The following is an 18,941-nucleotide window of genomic DNA, read 5'->3' on the forward strand; positions in this document are numbered from 1 at the left end:
GATGGCGGACGCCGATATCGAACGCAAATCGTGGGACCAACCCGCGGACGCGAGCTTTGCCCAATGGCTGGACACTCGCGTCGCGCGCCTGGAAACGCGTCGCTATGACTGGGACGCGTTGAAGTTCCAGGCCGACTACGACCCGAAGTATCGCCGTGCGCAAATGCGTTATGTCGGCACTGGCGGCACGGGCGTCGCGAAAGACATGAACACGGTGCCCGCAGGCGGCTTCACGTTCTCGACGATGGTGATCCCGGCCGGCAACATCGGCCCGAGTCATATTCATATGGATGTTGAAGAAATCTTCTTCGTGCTGCGCGGCAAGATGAAAGTGATCTGCGAGAGAGACGGCGAAACGTGGGAAGCGGTCCTCGGCGAGCGTGATCTGATCTCGGTGCCGCCGGGCGTGTATCGCACGGAAATCAACGTCGGAGAAGAAGACGCGTTGATGTGCGTGATGCTCGGTTCGCCGAAGCCCATTACGCCGACGTATCCGCCGGATTCGCCGCTGGCCAAGCTCAAGCGCTAAGCCGTCGTACCGGTTTCAAAACACCCGCGAAGGAAATCATGTCCGCAGTCCCGTCCTCTATCACCGATAGCGCCGATCAGCACGCCACGCTCGAAGCCCGCCTCGCGCGCTTTCCGGCGCAGCAGATCTGGCTGGCCTCGCAACGCGCGGTGAGCTATCGCGAAGTGGATAGCGCCGACAACAGCGCGCTGCCGCTCGTGTTGCTGCACGGTATCGGTTCGGGCGCGGCTTCGTGGGTGCAGCAGTTCGAAGGACTCGGCGCGACGCGCCGCTTGCTGGCGTGGGATGCGCCGGGTTATGGCGCATCCACGCCGGTCGCGGCTGAATCGCCGGTGGCGAGTGATTACGCAAGCATATTGAACGAGTGGCTCGACGCGCTCGGCATCGAACGGTGCGTGCTGCTTGGCCATTCGCTCGGCGCGATTATTGCCGGCGCGTTTGCCGTGACGCATCCGCAGCGTGTGGCTGGTTTGCTGCTGTTGTCGCCGGCTGGTGGCTACGGCGCTGCGTCGGCTGAAGTACGCAATACGAAGCGCGATCAGCGTCTCGCGATGCTGAAGGAACTCGGTCCGCAAGGCCTCGCCGAAAAACGCAGCGCCAATATGTTGTCCGCTCACGCAAGCGGCGAAGCGCGCGCATGGGTGCGCTGGAACATGTCGCGCGTGATCCCGCACGGCTATACGCAGGCCACGCATCTGCTCGCCAACGCCGATCTCGCCGGCGAGCTCGCGCGCTACACAGGCCGCATCAACGTGGCCGTCGGCGCCGACGACACCATTACGACGCCCGAAGCCTGCGAGCGACTCGCACTGGCCGCGGGCACCCAATTGCAGGTCGTGCCGCGCGCGGGGCACGCCGGCTATATCGAAGCACCCGCCGCGTACACAGCGATCATCGACACGTTCTGTCGCTCGAGCGACGGACAACGGAGCCAATGAATGACGCCCGACACGCCCGACACAATTAACGCCGAGCGCGACGCGGACGAAGTCCGCAATGACCCCGGCAACGACACCAACGGCGACACCGCCTACCGGGTGCCGGGTCTCGAACGCGGTCTGAAGATTCTGACGGAGTTCTCGCCGCGCGAACCGGTTCTCGGCGCACCGGAATTATCCAAGCGCCTGAAGATTCCTCGCACGACGGTGTTCCGTCTGCTGCAAACGCTCGAATCGCTCGGCTTTCTCGAGCGTGCCGACAAGGACCGCAACTATCGCCTCGGCGTCGCGGTGCTGCGGCTCGGTTTCGAATATCTGAGCTCGCTCGAATTGACCGACCTCGGTCTGCCGATTATCGAGGCGCTGCGTACGGAAACGGGCCTCACGAGTCACATCGTGATTCGCGATGGACGTGACGTCGTGTTCGTCGCCAAGGCACAAAGCCATGCGCCGATTTTCAGCTCGGTGAAGGTCAACGTGGGCACGCGTCTGCCGGCCTATGCCACGACGCATGGCCAGGTGCTGATGGGCGACATGACGCTCGACGAGTTGAAGAAGCTTTATCCCGAGCCGGAACTCGAGCGCTACACGAAGCAGACGCCGGTCACCGTAGACGATCTGTACGAACGGATTCGCGACGATGCGAAGCGCGGATTCGCGATCAGCGAGTCGTCGTTCGAGCGCGGCATTTCGGTGGTGAGCGCGCCGGTGCGCAACGACACGGGCCGCATCGTCGCCGTGATCACGACGACGATTCCGCGCCACGAGATCGACGCGTCGCTGCTCGATAGCGGCCTGATCGACAAGGTCCGCCGCGCGGCCGACGAACTTTCGCAGCGGCTCAACTATCGGCCGAAGGGTGGCCCGAAGGCGGGCAGCAATTACATGAAGGCATTGGGACTCTGATGATCCAAATCGACTTGACCGGACAGGTAGCGGTGGTGACGGGCGGTTCGTCCGGCATCGGCCTCGCGACCGCCGAAATGTTTCTGCGGGCGGGTGCCTCGGTCGTGATCTGCGGCCGCGACACCGAACGTCTCGCGCAAGCGGAAGCCGCGCTGAACGCGCAGTTTCCGAACGCGCAGTTGCTTGCCCGCCGCTGCGACGTACTCGACGCCGACGACGTGAAGGCTTTCGCAGAAGCGGTGCAGACGCGCTTCGGCCGCACCGACATGCTGGTGAACAACGCTGGCCAGGGCCGCGTGTCGACTTTCGCCGACACCACCGACGACGCCTGGCGCGAAGAACTCGACCTGAAGTACTTCAGCGTGATTCGCCCGACCCGCGCATTTCTGCCGATGCTGCGCGACGCGGCTGGGGTGAGCGGAAGCGCTTCAGTGGTCTGCGTCAACTCGCTGCTGGCGTTGCAACCCGAGGCGCACATGGTGGCGACTTCTTCGGCGCGCGCCGGTGTGCAGAACCTGCTCAAGTCGCTCGCGGTGGAACTCGCGCCGCAGCGCATCCGCGTCAATTCGATTCTGATCGGCATCGTCGAATCGGGTCAATGGCGCCGCCGTTACGCAAAAGAAGCGCAGCCGGGCCAGAGCTGGGAAGACTGGACGGCCGAGCTGGCGCGCAAGAAAAACATTCCGCTAGGCCGCTTCGGTCGCCCCGAAGAAGCCGCTCAAGCGCTCTTTTATCTGGCTACGACGCTGTCGTCCTATACGACGGGCAGTCATATCGATGTTTCTGGAGGCGTTGCACGACATGTCTGACAAAACCACCGTTGGCGAACTGATCGCCGCCTTTCTCGAGCAATGCGGCGTTCAAACCGCATTCGGCGTGATCTCGATCCACAACATGCCGATCCTCGACGCGATCCATAACCGCGGCAAGATCCGCTATGTCGGCGCGCGCGGCGAAGCCGGCGCGGTGAATATGGCTGATGGCCTCGCGCGCGTCTCCGGCGGCCTCGGCGTCGCCTTTACCAGCACGGGCACCGCGGCGGGCAACGCAGCGGGCGCGATGGTCGAAGCATTGACCGCCGGCACCGCGCTGCTGCACGTCACCGGCCAGATCGAAACCGAATACCTCGATCAGGACCTCGCGTATATCCACGAAGCACCGGACCAACTGTCGATGCTGTCGTCGATCTCGAAGGCCGCGTTTCGCGTGCGTTCCGTTGAAACCGCGCTGCCGACTATCCGCGAAGCCGTGCGTGTCGCGCAAACCGCGCCGAGCGGTCCGGTGAGCGTCGAGATTCCGATCGACATTCAGGCCGCCGAAGTCGAATGGCCCGCCGATCTGGCCGCGCCGCACATCACGACGCTCACGCATTGCAAGCAGCGCGTCGCGCAACTCGCCGATTCATTGGCGACGGCCAAGCGCCCGTTGCTGTGGCTGGGCGGCGGCACGCGTCACGCGACCCAGGCGGTCGAGCGTCTGGTGGCGCTGGGCTTCGGCGTCGTGACCAGCGTGCAAGGCCGTGGCGTGCTGCCGGAAGATCATCCGGCCACGCTCGGCGCGTTCAATGTGCACACGGCGGTCGAGAGCTTCTACAAGACGTGCGACGCGCTGGTGGTGGTCGGTTCGCGCCTGCGTGGCAATGAAACGCTGAAGTACAAGCTCGCGTTGCCGCAACCGTTGTATCGCATCGACGCCGACGCGCTCGCCGATAACCGCGGCTATCGCAACGAGATGTTCATTCACGGCGATGCATCTTCGGTACTCGAAGAACTTGCAACGCTGCTCGAAGGTCGTCTGAAGGTCGACCCGACCTTCGCGCAGGATCTGGCCGCCGCGCGCGAAAGCGCCGTCGCCGATGTGGGCAAGGGCCTCGGCCCGTACAAGCGTCTCGTCGACGCGCTGCAGTCGGCGGTGGGCCGCGACTACAACTGGGTGCGCGACGTCACGATCTCGAACAGCACGTGGGGCAACCGCATGCTGAAGATTTTCTCGCCGCGTGCAGGTGTTCACGCGCTCGGCGGCGGCATCGGCCAAGGCATGCAGATGGGCATCGGCGCGGCGCTCGCGGGTAGCGCGGCGAAGACCGTGTGCCTCGTCGGCGACGGCGGTTTGATGGTCAACGTCGGCGAACTCGCGACGGCTGTGCAGGAAAACGCCAACGTGATGATCGTGTTGATGAACGACCAGTGCTACGGCGTGATCCGCAACATTCAGGACGCGCAATACGGTGGCCGCCGCTGCTACGTCGATCTGCATCAGCCGGATTTCGCGCAGTTCTGCGAAAGCCTGAAGCTCACGCACTACCGCATCAAATCGCTCGACCAGGCCGACGCGATCATTCGCGAAGGTATGGCGAAGACGGGTCCGGTGCTGGTCGAAGTGGACATGCTGTCGGTCGGCTCGTTCGCCACCGCGTTCGCGGGGCCGCCGGTCAAGGAACAGGAGCCGGAACATGCGTGACGCGGGCTACGCGGGGCATCACGCACCCGTCGACGTCGCGATGATCGGCTTCGGCGCGATCGGCCAGGCGGTGTATCGCTCGGTCGCCGCCGATCCGACGGTGCGCGTGTCGCACGTGATCGTGCCGGAGCGCCACATGGCTTCGGTGCGTGAAGTAGTGGGCGACTCGGTGGATGTCGTGGCATCCGTGTCCGCCTTGAGCAGCCAGCCGCATTTCGCGCTGGAATGCGCGGGACATAGCGCACTGGTCGATCACGTGGTTCCGTTGCTGAAGGCCGGCACGGACTGCGCGGTCGCATCCATCGGCGCGCTGTCCGACATGCTGCTGCTCGACGCGCTCTCCGCGGCCGCCGATGAAGGCGACGCCACGTTGACGCTGCTCTCCGGCGCGATTGGCGGCGTGGATGCGCTGGCCGCGGCCAAGCTCGGCGGTCTCGACGAAGTGCTGTACACCGGCCGCAAGCCGCCCATGGGTTGGCTCGGCACGCCGGCGGAACAGCTCTGCGATCTGCACACGCTGAATGAAGAGAAGGTGATCTTCGAAGGCAGCGCGCGCGAAGCGGCCCGGCTCTATCCGAAGAACGCCAACGTGGCCGCGACGATCGCGCTGGCCGGCCTCGGTCTGGACCACACCACGGTTCGGCTGATCGCCGATCCGAACGTGACGCGCAACGTGCACCGCATCGTGGCACGCGGCGCATTCGGCGAGATGTCGTTGGAAATGTGCGGCAAGCCGCTGCCGGATAACCCCAAGACGTCCGCACTGACCGCGTATAGCGCGATGCGTGCGCTACGCAATCGCGCGGCGCGCTGCGTGATTTAAGCCCCAGTTGATTAGCTGAAGCAAACCGGAATGACCGACATGACTCACTTCGATACCAGCCTCGTGCCCACCGGCGATATTTTCATCGGCGGCGAATGGCGGCAAGGGCGTGGCAACCCGTACACAAGCCTGTATCCGGCGGATCAGTCGGTCAACATGGAAATCTCGACGGCCAATGCCGACGACGCCCGCGACGCCGTGGAAGCGGCGGATATCGCATGGCGCCGCGCCGACTGGTCGGGTTTGAAGCCGCATCAACGCGCGCTGATTCTGTACCGCATCGCCGATCTGATCATGGCGCGTCACGAAGCGCTCGCGCAATTGCAGCGCCGCGACAACGGCAAGCCGATTGGCGAAACGCGCGTGCTGGTGGCGAGCGCCGCGAACACGTTCCGCTATTTCGCGGCGTGCCTCGAAACGCTCGACGAAGAAGTCACGCCCTCGCGCGGCGACTATCTGACGATGAGCATTTACGAACCGATCGGCGTGATCGCCGCGATTACGCCGTGGAATTCGCCGATTGCTTCCGACGCGCAGAAGCTCGCGCCGGCGCTCGCAGGCGGCAACGCAGTCGTGTTGAAGCCGGCTGAAGTGACGCCTTTGGTGTCATTGGCATTGGCGCGCATTTGCGAAGAAGCCGGTGTGCCGAAGGGCGTTCTGAGCGTGTTGCCCGGAAAAGGCTCCGTAATCGGCGACGTGCTGGTGCGTCATCCGCTGGTGAAGAAGGTGTCGTTCACGGGCGGCACCGAAGTGGGCCGCGGCATCGCGCGCATCGCGGCGGACAAGTTGATGCCGGTGTCTCTGGAGCTTGGCGGCAAGTCGCCGACCATCGTCTTCGACGACGCCGATCTCGATCATGCGGTCAACGGTGTGCTGTACGGCATTTTCAGTTCGTCGGGCGAAGCGTGCATCGCGGGTTCGCGCCTGTTCGTGCAGCGCTCGATCTACGACGCGTTCATGAAGCGTCTCGCGGAAGGCGCGCGCAAACTGCGTGTCGGCGATCCGTCGCGTGAGCAAACGCAGATGGGTCCGCTGATTACGGCGGCGCATCGCGAAACCGTCGAACGTTATGTCGCGCTGGGCCTGGAAGAGGGCGGCCGCCTGCTGTGCGGCGGCGAACGCCCGGTCGGCGATGGCCGCGAAGCAGGCACCTACTTACAGCCGACGATTCTCGAAGGCCTGACCAACAACGCCCGTATCTGCCAGGAAGAAATCTTCGGCCCGGTGCTGGTGGCGATGCCGTTCGACGACGAAGCCTCGCTGCTGAAGGAAGCGAACAACAGTGTGTTCGGCCTCGCCGCCGGCATCTGGACGCGCGATTACAAGCGCGCATACCGGATCGCCCGCGCACTGGAAGCCGGCACCATCTGGATCAACACCTACAAGCTGTTCTCGATCTCGACGCCGTTCAGCGGCTGGAAAGAGAGCGGCATGGGACGCGAAAAAGGCCGGCTCGGCATCCGCGAATACATGCAACAGAAGAGCCTCTACTGGGGCTTGAACGACGCGCCGCTGGCGTGGGCGAATTAATACGCAAGATACGCAAGAGGCACGTTATGACGATTCTCGGCATTGAACAGATTATTTACGGCGTGACGGATCTCGCCACCTGTCGCCGCTTTTTCGCGGACTGGGGCTTGAAGGAAGTCGCGCACGATGAAACGCAGGCGCGTTTCGAAACGCTGAACGGGTGCACGATTCTCGTTGTGAACGCTGACGATCCCTCGTTGCCGCCCGCGTTCGAAGAAGGCCCGACGCTGCGCGAAGTAACGTGGGGCGTGGCCACGAAAGCCGAACTCGACGAATTGCGCGGGCGCTTCGCAAATCAGCCGGGCCATTTCGAAACCGACGACGCCGTCGGCTGTATCGACCCGAACGGCATGGCGATTCGCGTCGAAGTGACCCGCAAGCGCGCGCTCGACATTCACGGTTCGCCGTCGAACGTGTGGGGCCAAACGTTGCGCGTCGATCAGCCGTCGCCGATTTATGAACGCGCCGAGCCGGTCGAAGTGGGCCACGTCGTGTTTTTCACGAACCGTCTCGCCGAACAGGAAAAGTTCTATCAGGAACTGCTCGGCTTCGAAATGTCCGACCGTTATCCGGGCCGTGGCGCGTTCATGCGCTGCGCGCCGCACGGCGGCCATCACGACATTTTCCTGCTGGCTTTGCCCAACGGTAAGCGCGGCCTGAACCATGTCGCGTTCACCGTGCGCGATATCCACGAAGTGTTCGGCGGCGGCATGCATATCAGCCGCTGCGGCTGGGACACGCAACTCGGGCCGGGGCGTCATCCGGTGTCGTCGGCTTACTTCTGGTACTTCCAGAACCCGGCGGGCGGCCTGATCGAGTATTACGCCGACGAAGACCAGCTCACGCCCGACTGGCAGCCGCGCGATTTCGAACCGGGTCCGACCGTATTCGCCGAATGGGCGATCGACGGCGGCATCGACGGCAATACGCGGCGGCAGAAAAACGCCAAGGCGCCGGAAGGCAAGTTCATGACGGAGCAGAAAAAATGACGGACGCTGCTGCTGCAAAGGCGCAAGCCGCCCATGCCGGCCTCGAAGCACCGCGCACGATCGTCGTGATCGGCGGCGGCCAGGCGGCCGGTTGGGTCGTGAAGACCTTGCGCAAGGAAGGCTTCGACGGCCGCCTCGTGATGATCGCCGACGAAGTCCATCTGCCGTATGAACGTCCGCCGCTCTCGAAAGCGGTGCTGGCGGGCGAAGCGGATATCGACACCGTGCGGCTCGTGAAGCCCGACGACTTCGACGCGCTGAACGTCGAAGCCTGGCAGCCGGATTGCGCGACTTCGATCGATCGCGAGCAGCGCATCGTGCGCACGCAGTCGGGCCGCGAAGTGCAATACGACCGTCTGGTGATCGCGACGGGCGGTGCGGCGCGCAAGTTGCCGGAGGCGCTTCTAAAGACCTCGCACATTGCCTACTTGCGTACGCTCGATGAAGCCGTTGCTTTGGGTGAACGCCTGCGTGCCAGCAAGCGCGTGCTGGTGGTGGGCGGCGGCTGGATCGGCCTCGAAGTCGCGGCCACGGCGCGCAAGCTCGGCGTCGAAGCCACGGTGGTGGAAGGTGCGCCGCGTCTGTGCGCACGGTCGTTGCCGCCGATGGTGTCTGGTTTCCTGCTCGACCTGCATCGCTCGAACGGCGTGGACGTGCGTTTGAACGCTTCGCTCACCGCGCTCGAAGATCATCCGCACGACGCCAATCGCATTCGCGCCACGTTCGCGGACGGCTCGACGCTCGACGCCGATTTCGCGGTGGCCGGCATCGGTCTCACGCCGCACACGGCGTTGGCGCAAGCCGCGGGCGTGAAGGTGGAAGACGGCATCGTGGTCGATCATTTCGGCGCCACGGACGACCCGCGCATTTTCGCGTGCGGCGACGTCGCCAACCATCCGAGCGCGTGGCTCAAGCGCCGCGTGCGGCTCGAATCGTGGGCCAATGCGCAGAACCAGGCGATTGCCGTCGCGAAGGCATTGCTCGGCACCTTCGAACCGTATGCGGATATTCCGTGGTTCTGGTCCGATCAGTACGACGTGAACCTGCAGATTCTCGGCGACATTCCAGGCGATGCACAACTGGCCGTGCGCGGCGACTTGCGGGGCAAACGCGCCACGCTGTTCCATCTGGAAGACAGCGCGATTCGCGGCGTGATCGCCATCAATACGCCGCGCGAACTGAAACTGTCGCGCAAATGGATGAACCAAGGCCGGACCATCGACCTTGCCACCCTGACCGACGCCTCAACGGCGCTTGCCTAACCACATCTACGGACGGCACAACGGCATGAGAACCATCGACAACACCATGGGGGACCGCAGCAGCGCCGGTGTCTCAGGCCCTGTGACCCGGGGCTCGATCATCGCGCGTCTGGAGCGCTTGCCCAAGAATGCGATGCAGGTGCGCGCGCGCATACTGATCGGTCTCGCGACGTTCTTCGACGGCTTCGATGTGATCGCGATCGCGGCCACGTTGCCGATCCTGATCGCGAAGTGGCATCTGACGCCGTGGGAAATCGGCTTTCTGATCGGCTCCGGTTCGGTCGGACAACTGATCGGCGCGTTCGTTTTTCCGTGGTATGCGGAGCGCAAGGGCCGCGTGAAGGCGATCGCGCTGAGTTCGGGGATCATCGGCATCACCAGCATTGCGTGCGGTTTTGCGCCGACGTTCGCGGCGTTCGTCGTGTTGCGCGTGATTCAGGGGCTTGGGCTTGGTGGCGAATTGCCGGTGGCCGCGACGTACATCAACGAGATCAGCCGTGCGCATGGCCGTGGCCGTTTCGTGCTGTTGTATGAGATCGTTTTTCCGGTCGGCCTGCTCGCTTCGAATGCGTTGGGTGCGTGGATCGTGCCGCGTTTCGGCTGGCAAGCCATGTACTTTATCGGCGGCATGCCGTTGATCCTGTTCTTCGTGCTGCGCAAGCTCGTGCCGGAATCGCCGCGTTGGCTCGCTGAACGTGAGCGGATGGCCGACGCGGATGTGGCGGTGCATGCGTTCGAACGCGCGGTCAAAGGTCCGCTTCCGCCGGTCACGCAGTCGGTTGAATTCGAAGCGATGGCCAATCGTCATCCGAAGCGCCGCATGGGCGACCTGTTCGGTCCCGCGTATCTGAAGCGCACGCTGGCCGTGGCGATGTTGTGGATCACTTGCGGCTTTATTCAATACGGTCTTTCGACGTGGCTGCCGACGATCTACCGCACGATTTATCACGCGCCGCTGCAACTTGCGCTGAATCTGGCGGTGGCGGCTTCGGTGCTCGGCGTGGTGGGTTCGTTGACTTGCGCGTTGCTGGTCGACAAGGTGGGACGTAAGCCGATTATCAATCTGTCGTTCGTGGCGTGTGCGATTTCGCTGCTGCTGGCGGGTGTGCTCCACGATTCGTCGGTGTATGTCGTGGCGACGTGCTGCGCGTTCTCGCTGGGCTTCCTGGCTTGCGGATTCATCACGGCTTATGTGTACACGCCGGAGCTGTATCCGACGAGTATCCGCGCGATGGGCTGCGGCGTCGGCGGCGCGTGGCTGAAGGTGGCGGCGATCTTCGCGCCGGCTATCGTGTCGAAGACGATGATCGGTGGGAATCTGCAAGTGGCGTTTTATATCCTCGCGGCCGTGCCGTTTCTTGCGGCGGTGGCGGTGCACTTTCTTGGGATTGAAACCAAGGGGAAGGTGCTGGAGCAACTGGAGGCTTGAGGTTTCTACTGTTTGAGTTTGGTGGGCGGTTGATGTTGCAGTACCGCGATTAGCTGGGAGACGAGGGGCGCACTGGGTGGTGTGCCCCTTCGTTTTTTTGGGGGTGGTTACCGCGTCGCCTGGCGCGCTTCTCGCCGCTGCCTAATCCCCTCAATAACCCAGATACTCATCAACCCCGCACTCACACAGGCGATGATGTCCGGCTTATAAATCGCCAGCGCCATCCAGACAAGGTTGGCATACCCGCGAAAAAACGCCGGTATCGCTGCGCGCAGATCGTTCCAGCGCGTCGTCGCCAGCACGCCGCCGGCCGCCGACATCACCGTAAACAACGCCCACGCGAACTGCGTCGGACGCACTTCGCGCTGCAATAGCAATACGATCAACGCTGCGAATCCAGCGAACCACAAAGGCGCGCAAACCCAAAACAACAACCGCGGCCGACGCGCGATCCATCCACGCCATTCCGCTTGCGAAAACGAAATGAAGAACGCGAACAGCACACCATGCGCATAAGGCATCAGCCACGCATGCGAATCCGTCGCGATCCAGTGGCCCGCAAAGCCCAACGCCGTCGCGCTGAATGCGGCGAGTATCGCGAGCTCCTTGATAGGCGGCCAGCCGTGAATCAACGCGGCCCAGATCGTACAGACGCTCAGCGTGGCCATCGCGACCGATGTCGAACGGCCGCTGCCGTCCTCACACAGCGCAACGGTTGTCGCACCGAGCCACACGGGAATCCAGCCATAACGCAGCCAACCGAGCGAGCGCAACGCTCGCAGCCGCTGTTGCTGAGGCTCGGACAGCAGCACGGTCGTAGCGGCGACCGTTACCAGCGCGAGCATCAGCGTCGACAAAAGGATGCCCAACTGAGCGGGCGACCATTGATCGAACCATCGACTGCTATTGGGTTTCAGCGAAGCGTCCGCGAACAGCAAGCCGCACCACGCGTTCAAGGCGAGCGCTGGTCCGAACAGACGGCCCGCGCCGATGCGGAATTTGAGGCAACGTCCCCAAAAATCGACTTTCTCGGCATCGAGCCGCAGCCGCACGACATTCGGATGGTAGCGACCAAGCGCGGTCAATAGCTGCTCCATCTCTGCGCGCACGCCGGCACGAAGCAGTGCTCGCGCGCCGGCCGCCAATTGCGGCGACGGACCTTCGAGCAATGCCATCGCGTTCGTGAAGCGCAGGCGCAGCGCGTTGTAGTCTTCGTCGGCGAACACGCGGTTCAGCGCGAGCGTGGCAATGGCCGCGTTGCGCCGTCGCAGATGCGCGGCGTTGTCCCGCCAGCCGAGAACCGCGCTCAAATTCATGCGCAGCATGGCCGGCGTGTCCTCGTTCAGACAATGACACAGCGCCTGCCATTCGAGTTCATCGCGCGTCGCAATGTTGACGACGGCGGCGAACAGATCCTGCAAGGAGCGGCGCGACTCGAGGTCGTCCGTTTGCGCGATGAAGTTTTGCCAGAGCTGGACGGCGGTTTCGAAAGCGTCGGGTTCGCGGACGGCGGCCTCGACTTCCGAAGTGTTGACCGTAACGTGGGACGTCGCCGGCGCGGTTGCAGACTTCCGCGTAGTTGCGATCAAACGCTCGGGTTCAGTGCAAGACGCGTTCGCTGTTGGTACCGCGGCTACTTCTTTCGCGATCGCGCCACTCGCCATCTGCAACGCCGACTCGTACGCGTACCGCAGACGCTGAAAAGCCTCGGCATCTTGATCCGGACGTTGCTGCTTCAACAGCCGCGCATAAGCGCGACGGACCGCCCGCTCGTCGGCATTCGACTCGATGCCGAGCACATCCCAGGGCCATTGATTGTTCGAGATGGTATTCATGGCCAGTCAGTAAGTCACATGTACATCGAAGCGATCCAGCAGCGCGCTCAGCTCACCGCGCGCCTGCGCGATTTCATCGGCGTTCTGGCGCTCGATCAGTGCCTGGAAGCGGGCGATATGCGCGGCCAGATATTGCCGATGATCGCCGAGCGTTTCTTCATAGACACGGTCGGCGCGCGTCAACAGCGTCCGGTTCTCGAGTTGGTCGCGTGGGTGGATCTTCAGCGCGCTCAACGCGGTAAGTCGCTCGCGAATTTCTTCCGGTGTCATTACGCCGGGATTTTCTTCGATCACCATCGCGCGTTTTACGCCGCCCGGAAACGCAGTGGCCTCCACTTCCAGCACGCCGTTGATGTCGTAAGTGAAGCGCACATCCGCGCCTGCTTCGCCCGCTGCCTTGAGCGGCACTTCGAGCGTGAATTCACCGAGCGCGACGTTGTCCGTGGTCAAACGCGCTTCGCCCTGAAACACCTTGATGCTCAGGATCTGCTGGCGGTCGCGCACCGTGAAAATGCGCTGCATGCGGCTCACCGGCACGATCGTATTGCGTTCGATGATCGGCAAAAAGTGACCCGGCACGAACTGAGCGGGCCCGACCTGCATGGCTGTGTCGATACCGAGGCTATAGGGCGCGACATCGGTCAGCACCATTTCGTCGAGCCCGGCATCGCGTCCCACGAGTCCGGCTTGCACCGCCGCGCCGAGCGCGACCACTTCGTCCGGATTCAAATGTCCGGCGGGTAGGCGGCCGAACATCTTCGAGACCAGCTTGCGGACCATCGGCATGCGCGACGCGCCGCCGACGAGGATGATCTCGTCGAGCGCGGCGACGGCAATCTTCGAATCGCGCAATGCGCGTTCCACCGGTTTGCGCAGCCGTTGCAGCAAATGCTCGCAGGTGCGCTCCGCTGCGGCCGCGTCGAGTTCGAGCGTGTGCGCGTGGTCGCCGATCGTGAGTTCGAGCGTGACGCTGTCAACGCCGTTCTGCGTAAGCTGACGTTTCGCGCGTTCGGCTTGCTGATGCAGACGTTGCGCGGCAACCGGCGTGAGCGATTGGACCTTGAGTCCGTTGCGCTGGCAGAACAACTCGACCAATGCATCGGTGAAATCCTCACCGCCGAGAAAATTGTCGCCGGTGCTGGCGCGCACTTCCATCACGCCTTCGAAGAAATCGAGCACGGAGACGTCGAAGGTGCCGCCGCCCAGATCGAAGATCAGAAACTTGCGCTCGCTGTCGCGTTGATGCACGCCGTACGCGAGCGAGGCCGCGGTCGGTTCATTGACGAGGCGCAGCACGTTCAGGCCGGCGAGTTCGCCGGCAATGCGCGTGGCTTTGCGTTGTGCGTCGCTGAAATAGGCGGGCACGGCGATCACGGCGTCGCCGACCGTTTCGCCGAGAAACGCTTCGGCGTCGGCCTTCAACGACTTGAGCACCAGCGAGGACAACTCCTCGGGGCGCAGCGACTGCGTGCCGAGCGACACGGTGCGACTCGTGCCCATATAGCGTTTGAAGTTGGCGGCGGTGCGCTCGGGATGCGTATGCAGGCGGTCATGAGCGGGGCGGCCGACGAGGATCGAGCCATCGCCGTCGATGGAGACGCACGAGGGCGTGAGCGTCTCGCCTAACGCGTTCGGGATGAGCACGGCGCGGTCGTCGCGCCAGATTGCCGCAAGACTATGCGTGGTTCCAAGATCGATGCCGATGATCGAAGGCATGTACAGTTTCCGATTCGTTTGCGCCCCTCCATGAGGAGATCGCCCAAGTTTTCGCTGATGAACCGCGTGGAGCCGGGTGTAGCTCCGTCCAATGGCGATAACGGCAGACCACACGCAAACTTGAGCGGCACGCGAAACGAAGGCGGCGGAAATCGGACCGGACAATGCGCGGCGCATGGTGGCGGCAAGATCGGTCGGAGATAAAAGCAGTGTGCCGCACAGAGCGCGCGGCACGGCGAGACGAGCGGGAAGCGCGCGAGGCGAGCCCGCCGCGCGGCATCACAAGGCTTTGCGATAGACCAGGAAGCCCGAACGGTCCGCAACCTTGTCGTAGAGCTTCATCGCCGTCTGATTCGTCTCTTGCGTTTGCCAGTAGACGCGTTGCGAACCATCGGCTTTGGCGCGCTCATACACCGCTTCAATCAATGCGCGGCCAACGCCTCTGCCGCGCTCGGAGTCTAGCGTGTAGAGGTCTTGCAGATAGCAGATCGGTCCTTTCATCGTCGTGTGACGGTGATACAGGAAGTGCACGAGACCGAGCAACTGGCCGTTGCGTTCAGCCACCATGGCATGCATCGGCTCGTAGCCGTCGAAAAAACGTTCCCACGTGATTTGCGTGATCTCGCGCGGCAACGCGGTTTCGCCCGAGCGGCCATAGAACGCGTTGTAGGCGTCCCAAAGCGGCAGCCATGCATCGAAGTCGCCGGGGACGACGGGGCGGATTTGAATCGAATCGGACATGTGCGGTTCCTGGTCGGAAGAAGACTGCTGAACCGCCAGCATAGAAAATTTGCGGCGCTATTGTTAGATCCACAGTACGTTCAGAATGTGGAGCCACCAACTGTGAATCGAGGAAAACGTTCAGGCCGTCTCGGCTCTGAGCCAACGCGCGAGCGTGGCGTCGTCGTCCGTCTCCAGCGCCTCCGCGATGCGCCGCCCCACCGCTGCACCGAATTTGTAGCCGTGCCCCGAGCAAGCCGACACCACCAGCGTGTTGCCGATGCGCTTCGAAAAGAAACGGTTATCCGCCGTGAACGTGTACGCGCAGGTTTTTACTTCGGATACCGTATATTCGTCGATGCGGCTGAACGGCGGCGCAAACAGCCGCCGCAAGCGGTCGCCTTCACCGGGCGCCGCAACGCGATTCGCGTCGGGGTCCGGCGCGCGTGATTTATTGACGCCGGCGCCAAACTTCAGACCAATGCCGTCGAGCGGCGGCAGCACATAGCCGTCGCTCGCGCCGCCGATATCGACGATCGCGGGCGCCGTCGACCACGCGTCTTCCAGATCCGCGGGCGGCTCAAGATAGGCGACCGTGTTGCGATATGTCATCAGGTTTTCGGCAAGCGCGGGAAACAGTTGCGGCGTCCATGCGCCCGCGGTGACCACGAGCTGGTCCGCATGCACGATCACGTCGTTTTCGATGCGCACGGAAGCGGTCTGCGGGTCGACCGCGAGCACCTTGGTGTGCATGCGAATGTCGGCGCCGCGCATCTTGAGCCACGCTTTCATATCGCGTGCAATGCGTTCGCTGAAAAGTGCGCCGCCGTCGTGATCGAGGTAGGCGTAACGAAACGTGGCTGGGTCGAGAAACGGGTAGCGCGCCGCTGCTTCGAGGGGTTCGAGCCTTTCGTACTCGAATCCCATGCGGTCGAGGCCGTTGCGAAACTGTTCGGCGCCATCGCCCGTGAATTGCGAAATGCCGAGCACGCCGCAATTTGCATAGTGCGACACGCCGAGATCGTTCCACAGCAGGTCCCAGCTATCGAACGCCTCTTCGATGTTTCGCGCATAACCGTCCGCATCGCCATATGCGCGACGAATCATGCGATGCCGGTCGCCCGACGCGGCGAGTGGATTTGGAATCGAGCCCTGCTCGATCAGCGTGATGTCATGTCCCTGTTTCGAGAGCGACCACGCCGTGCTCAAACCGGCGATGCCCGCGCCTACGATCGTTACCCGCATGCCAACTCCCCCGAGTCGATGGTTCTGGGCGAGAGTCTATCAGCGGGAAAAAAATCGGTGCGCGTTATGTGAATTTTTGCGCGAGTCGGTCGAGGCGAAAAAAATTGCGATTCAGCAGGCGGTGGTCTCCGCGCGCCGCCGTGTCAGTGTTTGCGATTCGAACTGTCGCGAAGCTGGTTGCGTACTTTTTTCGCGGCGAAGAGCGGCACGTAATCGAATACACGCGCGTCGTGCCGGTAGTTGGCCAAGGTGTCCGCGTACATCTTCGAGACCGTTTCCGCCGGCGTGTCGGTTTCTTCGGCGATGCTTTTCACTAATTCATCAACATTAGGCTCGGGTTGTGACATAGATCTCTCCAAAGGTGCGGACAGGTTGGGCGGATGGCACGCGGACAACAGGAGTTTCATTACAGGATGCGATGCGCGGCGATGCCAATTGAATCGGTCTATCGCATGATTTTTTTTCAGAGAGATTTTTGTCTTGCGATGCAGCAAGCGTCCGTGCTGCACGGCTGGCCGAAAAATCAATGCGTGTGCCGGTGATGGATATCCGGGAAATGCGCATGCGCGTGCGTCATGGGTGCATGGTGGTGCGAATGGGTATGCGGCTCGACGCCGTCCCACGCGAAGTCGTGCTCGTGCTGGTGATGCGCGTCGTGCCGGTGACGATGCGAGTGCTCGAGCGGATCGTGCGTGTGCGGATGCTCATGACGTTCGCGAATGTGCAGCCACACGCCGAGCGTCATCAGCGCTGCAGCGACCCAGAAAAGCGGCGGCGGCAGTTCGGGCCACAGAAGCCAGGATAAAGTCACGCCGAATAGCGGCGCGACCGAAAAATATGCGCCGGTTCGCGCGGTGCCGAGATTGCGCAGTGCGACGACGAACAGCACGAGACTCACACCGTAGCCCGCAAAGCCGGTGAGCATGGCGAGCGCGACGGTCGAGAGCTTCGGCCATGCGGCGCCGAGGGTGAGCGCGAGCGTCACGTTCACCGAACCGGCCACGAGTCCTTTTATGCAGGCGATGAACATCGCGTCGTACGCCGACACCTTGCGCGTGAGATTGTTGTCCACGGCCCAGCACGCGCAGGCGCCGATCAGCAGCAGCGTGCCGGGCGGCAGTCCCGCCGCGCCCGGCTGCCATGACAGCGCCACGCCGCCCGCGACGATCGCGGCCATGCCGAGGAACACCTGCACGTCGACGTTCTCGCGAAACACGATCCACGCGATCAACGCGGTGAATACGCCTTCCAGATTCAGCAGCAGTGAACCGGTGGCGGCCGGCGTCGTTTGCAGACCCAGCATCAGTAAAGCGGGCCCGGCGACGCCGCCGGCTGCGATCGCGCCGGCCAACCAGGGGGCTTCGCGCGACGGGAAATGGCTGTGGCCGACCGGCTGCCCGGCGCCGCCGCCTTTAAGCCGGCGCGCCAGAATCACCGCGGTAAGGCCGCAGCCGCTACCGAGATAGAACAACCCAGCCAGCAGGAACGGCGAGAGCGAGCCGAGCAGCGCCTTGGCGAGCGGTGTCGTCGCGCCGAATAGGGCGGCGGCGAGCAAGGCGGTGAATGCGGCGTTTGAGCGGGTAGGCATGAGGGAATTCGCGCGGGAGCGGGCGTTGCGGACACGATAACGCTAACCGGATCGCGCCGCTTGTATCGTCGCTAAGCTGCGCTGAACAAGCGCTCCGACAGAAAATCGACGAACGCGCGCAGCTTCGGCGACAGTTGCCGGCTGGACGGCCAGAGCACCGAAAACTGCCCCGCGTGCGCCAGATGGTCGTCGAGCACGTTTTGCAGTGTTCCCGCCCGGATTGCGTCGCGCGCCAGAAAATCCGGCATGTAGGCCACGCCCAGACCGAGTTCCGCCGCCGCTCGCAGGGCTTCCATGTTGTTGCAGGTCAGCGCGGTCGGAAAGCGCGCGGCCGCGTCTTCGGGGAGTCCTCGAAACGCCCAGTGCTGCAGTTTGCCCGAGGTCGGGAAGCGGAAGCGCAAGCATGCGTGCTGCGCGAGATCGGCCGGCGTGAGCGGCACGCCGTGCCGTTGCAGATAACCCGGCGACGCGCACAGTACGAAGCGGAACGGGCCGAGCCGCTTGGCCATCAACTGCGAATCGGGCAGATCGCCGCTGCGGACCGCGGCGTCGAAGCCGCCTTCGATCACGTCGACGATGCGGTCGTTGAAATCCAGTTCGAGGTCGATCTCGGGATAGCGCTCGGCAAATTCCGGAAGGATCGGCAGCAGGAAGCGATAGCCGATGGTCGGCAAAGTCACGCGCAGGCGCCCGCGTGGCGCGGCGTTGGCTTGCAGCATCATCGCTTCGGCTTCGCTCAGCGCGTCGAGAATCTGCCGGCAGCGTTCGTAGAAGCGCTCGCCGTCGTCGGTCAGGCTGACGCGCCGTGTGCTTCGCTGCAACAGCCGCACGCCGAGGTGTTGTTCGAGCCGCGCGACGCTTTTGCCGACGGCGGAGGGCGACAGGCCGAGCCGCTGCGACGCGCCGACGAAGCTAGACGCTTCGGCCGTTTGCACGAAGGCGACGATCCCGCTCAGGTTTTCCATTCGGTC

Annotated in this window: 17 protein-coding genes; 10 read left to right on the forward strand and 7 right to left on the reverse strand. The window is 63.4% G+C overall.

Features of this window, described 5'->3' with window-relative positions; genetic code table 11:
- The first annotated feature begins 1 nt into the window (after position 1).
- From ACQKRQ_RS28665 to ACQKRQ_RS28710, 10 genes are read left to right on the forward strand one after another with little or no spacing between them, the layout of a single operon-like run.
- On the forward strand, positions 2-529 hold the full coding sequence (locus ACQKRQ_RS28665) for a cupin domain-containing protein (protein WP_132379257.1): 528 nt from the start codon (positions 2-4) through the stop codon (positions 527-529).
- A 38-nt stretch (positions 530-567) separates the two neighbouring features.
- Entirely contained in the window at positions 568-1,467 is a 900-nt protein-coding gene (locus tag ACQKRQ_RS28670) for an alpha/beta fold hydrolase (protein ID WP_427481026.1), read from the forward strand.
- A complete protein-coding gene (locus ACQKRQ_RS28675; protein ID WP_427481027.1) occupies positions 1,468-2,373 on the forward strand; it encodes an IclR family transcriptional regulator in 906 nt (301 codons plus the stop codon). It begins immediately after the preceding gene.
- Positions 2,373-3,182 carry an SDR family oxidoreductase gene (locus tag ACQKRQ_RS28680; protein ID WP_427481028.1) on the forward strand — a complete coding sequence of 270 codons (810 nt, stop codon included), beginning with the start codon at positions 2,373-2,375 and terminating at the stop codon, positions 3,180-3,182. The genes ACQKRQ_RS28675 and ACQKRQ_RS28680 overlap by 1 nt, the downstream gene beginning before the upstream one ends.
- Entirely contained in the window at positions 3,175-4,833 is a 1,659-nt protein-coding gene (locus ACQKRQ_RS28685; protein WP_427481029.1) for a thiamine pyrophosphate-binding protein, read from the forward strand. Before ACQKRQ_RS28680 ends, ACQKRQ_RS28685 begins: the two co-directional genes overlap by 8 nt.
- A complete protein-coding gene (locus ACQKRQ_RS28690; RefSeq protein ID WP_427481030.1) occupies positions 4,826-5,656 on the forward strand; it encodes an aspartate dehydrogenase in 831 nt (276 codons plus the stop codon). The genes ACQKRQ_RS28685 and ACQKRQ_RS28690 overlap by 8 nt, the downstream gene beginning before the upstream one ends.
- Before the next feature lie 39 nt (positions 5,657-5,695).
- The gene (locus ACQKRQ_RS28695) at positions 5,696-7,186 is read left to right on the forward strand and encodes an aldehyde dehydrogenase (RefSeq protein WP_427481171.1); all 1,491 of its coding nucleotides are present in this window, start codon (positions 5,696-5,698) and stop codon (positions 7,184-7,186) included.
- Positions 7,187-7,212: 26 nt separating this feature from the next.
- A complete protein-coding gene (locus tag ACQKRQ_RS28700; RefSeq protein WP_427481031.1) occupies positions 7,213-8,175 on the forward strand; it encodes a VOC family protein in 963 nt (320 codons plus the stop codon).
- Positions 8,172-9,437, forward strand: coding sequence for an NAD(P)/FAD-dependent oxidoreductase (locus ACQKRQ_RS28705; RefSeq protein WP_427481032.1), 1,266 nt, complete (start codon positions 8,172-8,174; stop codon positions 9,435-9,437). The genes ACQKRQ_RS28700 and ACQKRQ_RS28705 overlap by 4 nt, the downstream gene beginning before the upstream one ends.
- Positions 9,438-9,462: 25 nt before the next feature.
- On the forward strand, positions 9,463-10,866 hold the full coding sequence (locus tag ACQKRQ_RS28710) for an MFS transporter (RefSeq protein ID WP_427481033.1): 1,404 nt from the start codon (positions 9,463-9,465) through the stop codon (positions 10,864-10,866).
- 107 nt (positions 10,867-10,973) lie between these two features.
- Here ACQKRQ_RS28710 and ACQKRQ_RS28715 read toward each other — a convergent pair whose 3' ends face one another.
- The 7 genes from ACQKRQ_RS28715 to ACQKRQ_RS28745 form a co-directional block, all read right to left on the reverse strand.
- Positions 10,974-12,701 (reverse strand): J domain-containing protein, encoded by a 1,728-nt coding sequence (locus ACQKRQ_RS28715; protein WP_427481034.1) that lies wholly within the window; start codon positions 12,699-12,701, stop codon positions 10,974-10,976.
- A gap of 6 nt (positions 12,702-12,707) precedes the next feature.
- Entirely contained in the window at positions 12,708-14,417 is a 1,710-nt protein-coding gene (locus tag ACQKRQ_RS28720) for a molecular chaperone HscC (RefSeq protein ID WP_427481035.1), read from the reverse strand.
- Positions 14,418-14,696: 279 nt separating this feature from the next.
- Positions 14,697-15,158, reverse strand: a complete 462-nt coding sequence (locus ACQKRQ_RS28725) for a GNAT family N-acetyltransferase (protein WP_408177549.1) — start codon at positions 15,156-15,158, stop codon at positions 14,697-14,699.
- A 120-nt stretch (positions 15,159-15,278) separates the two neighbouring features.
- Entirely contained in the window at positions 15,279-16,382 is a 1,104-nt protein-coding gene (locus ACQKRQ_RS28730) for an NAD(P)/FAD-dependent oxidoreductase (RefSeq protein WP_427481036.1), read from the reverse strand.
- A gap of 143 nt (positions 16,383-16,525) precedes the next feature.
- Positions 16,526-16,729 carry a DUF3562 domain-containing protein gene (locus tag ACQKRQ_RS28735; RefSeq protein WP_132379526.1) on the reverse strand — a complete coding sequence of 68 codons (204 nt, stop codon included), beginning with the start codon at positions 16,727-16,729 and terminating at the stop codon, positions 16,526-16,528.
- A 176-nt stretch (positions 16,730-16,905) separates the two neighbouring features.
- On the reverse strand, positions 16,906-17,970 hold the full coding sequence (locus ACQKRQ_RS28740) for a DMT family transporter (RefSeq protein ID WP_427481037.1): 1,065 nt from the start codon (positions 17,968-17,970) through the stop codon (positions 16,906-16,908).
- A 71-nt stretch (positions 17,971-18,041) separates the two neighbouring features.
- Positions 18,042-18,935, reverse strand: a complete 894-nt coding sequence (locus ACQKRQ_RS28745; RefSeq protein WP_427481038.1) for a LysR family transcriptional regulator — start codon at positions 18,933-18,935, stop codon at positions 18,042-18,044.
- Between the last annotated feature and the right edge of the window lie 6 nt (positions 18,936-18,941).

It is taken from the genome of Paraburkholderia sp. NPDC080076 (assembly GCF_050281145.1).
In the GTDB taxonomy this organism is placed as follows: domain Bacteria; phylum Pseudomonadota; class Gammaproteobacteria; order Burkholderiales; family Burkholderiaceae; genus Paraburkholderia.

Bases quoted from the DNA above. Each gene is read 5' to 3' on its own strand.
- ACQKRQ_RS28730 (WP_427481036.1), bottom strand. From the start codon at position 16,382: ATGCGGGTAACGATCGTAGGCGCGGGCATCGCCGGTTTGAGCACGGCG.
- ACQKRQ_RS28705 (WP_427481032.1), top strand. From the start codon at position 8,172: ATGACGGACGCTGCTGCTGCAAAGGCGCAAGCCGCCCATGCCGGCCTC.
- ACQKRQ_RS28740 (WP_427481037.1), bottom strand. From the start codon at position 17,970: ATGCCTACCCGCTCAAACGCCGCATTCACCGCCTTGCTCGCCGCCGCC.
- ACQKRQ_RS28675 (WP_427481027.1), top strand. From the start codon at position 1,468: ATGACGCCCGACACGCCCGACACAATTAACGCCGAGCGCGACGCGGAC.
- ACQKRQ_RS28725 (WP_408177549.1), bottom strand. From the start codon at position 15,158: ATGTCCGATTCGATTCAAATCCGCCCCGTCGTCCCCGGCGACTTCGAT.
- ACQKRQ_RS28665 (WP_132379257.1), top strand. From the start codon at position 2: ATGGCGGACGCCGATATCGAACGCAAATCGTGGGACCAACCCGCGGAC.
- ACQKRQ_RS28745 (WP_427481038.1), bottom strand. From the start codon at position 18,935: ATGGAAAACCTGAGCGGGATCGTCGCCTTCGTGCAAACGGCCGAAGCG.
- ACQKRQ_RS28690 (WP_427481030.1), top strand. From the start codon at position 4,826: ATGCGTGACGCGGGCTACGCGGGGCATCACGCACCCGTCGACGTCGCG.
- ACQKRQ_RS28680 (WP_427481028.1), top strand. From the start codon at position 2,373: ATGATCCAAATCGACTTGACCGGACAGGTAGCGGTGGTGACGGGCGGT.
- ACQKRQ_RS28685 (WP_427481029.1), top strand. From the start codon at position 3,175: ATGTCTGACAAAACCACCGTTGGCGAACTGATCGCCGCCTTTCTCGAG.
- ACQKRQ_RS28710 (WP_427481033.1), top strand. From the start codon at position 9,463: ATGAGAACCATCGACAACACCATGGGGGACCGCAGCAGCGCCGGTGTC.
- ACQKRQ_RS28670 (WP_427481026.1), top strand. From the start codon at position 568: ATGTCCGCAGTCCCGTCCTCTATCACCGATAGCGCCGATCAGCACGCC.
- ACQKRQ_RS28735 (WP_132379526.1), bottom strand. From the start codon at position 16,729: ATGTCACAACCCGAGCCTAATGTTGATGAATTAGTGAAAAGCATCGCC.
- ACQKRQ_RS28720 (WP_427481035.1), bottom strand. From the start codon at position 14,417: ATGCCTTCGATCATCGGCATCGATCTTGGAACCACGCATAGTCTTGCG.
- ACQKRQ_RS28715 (WP_427481034.1), bottom strand. From the start codon at position 12,701: ATGAATACCATCTCGAACAATCAATGGCCCTGGGATGTGCTCGGCATC.
- ACQKRQ_RS28700 (WP_427481031.1), top strand. From the start codon at position 7,213: ATGACGATTCTCGGCATTGAACAGATTATTTACGGCGTGACGGATCTC.
- ACQKRQ_RS28695 (WP_427481171.1), top strand. From the start codon at position 5,696: ATGACTCACTTCGATACCAGCCTCGTGCCCACCGGCGATATTTTCATC.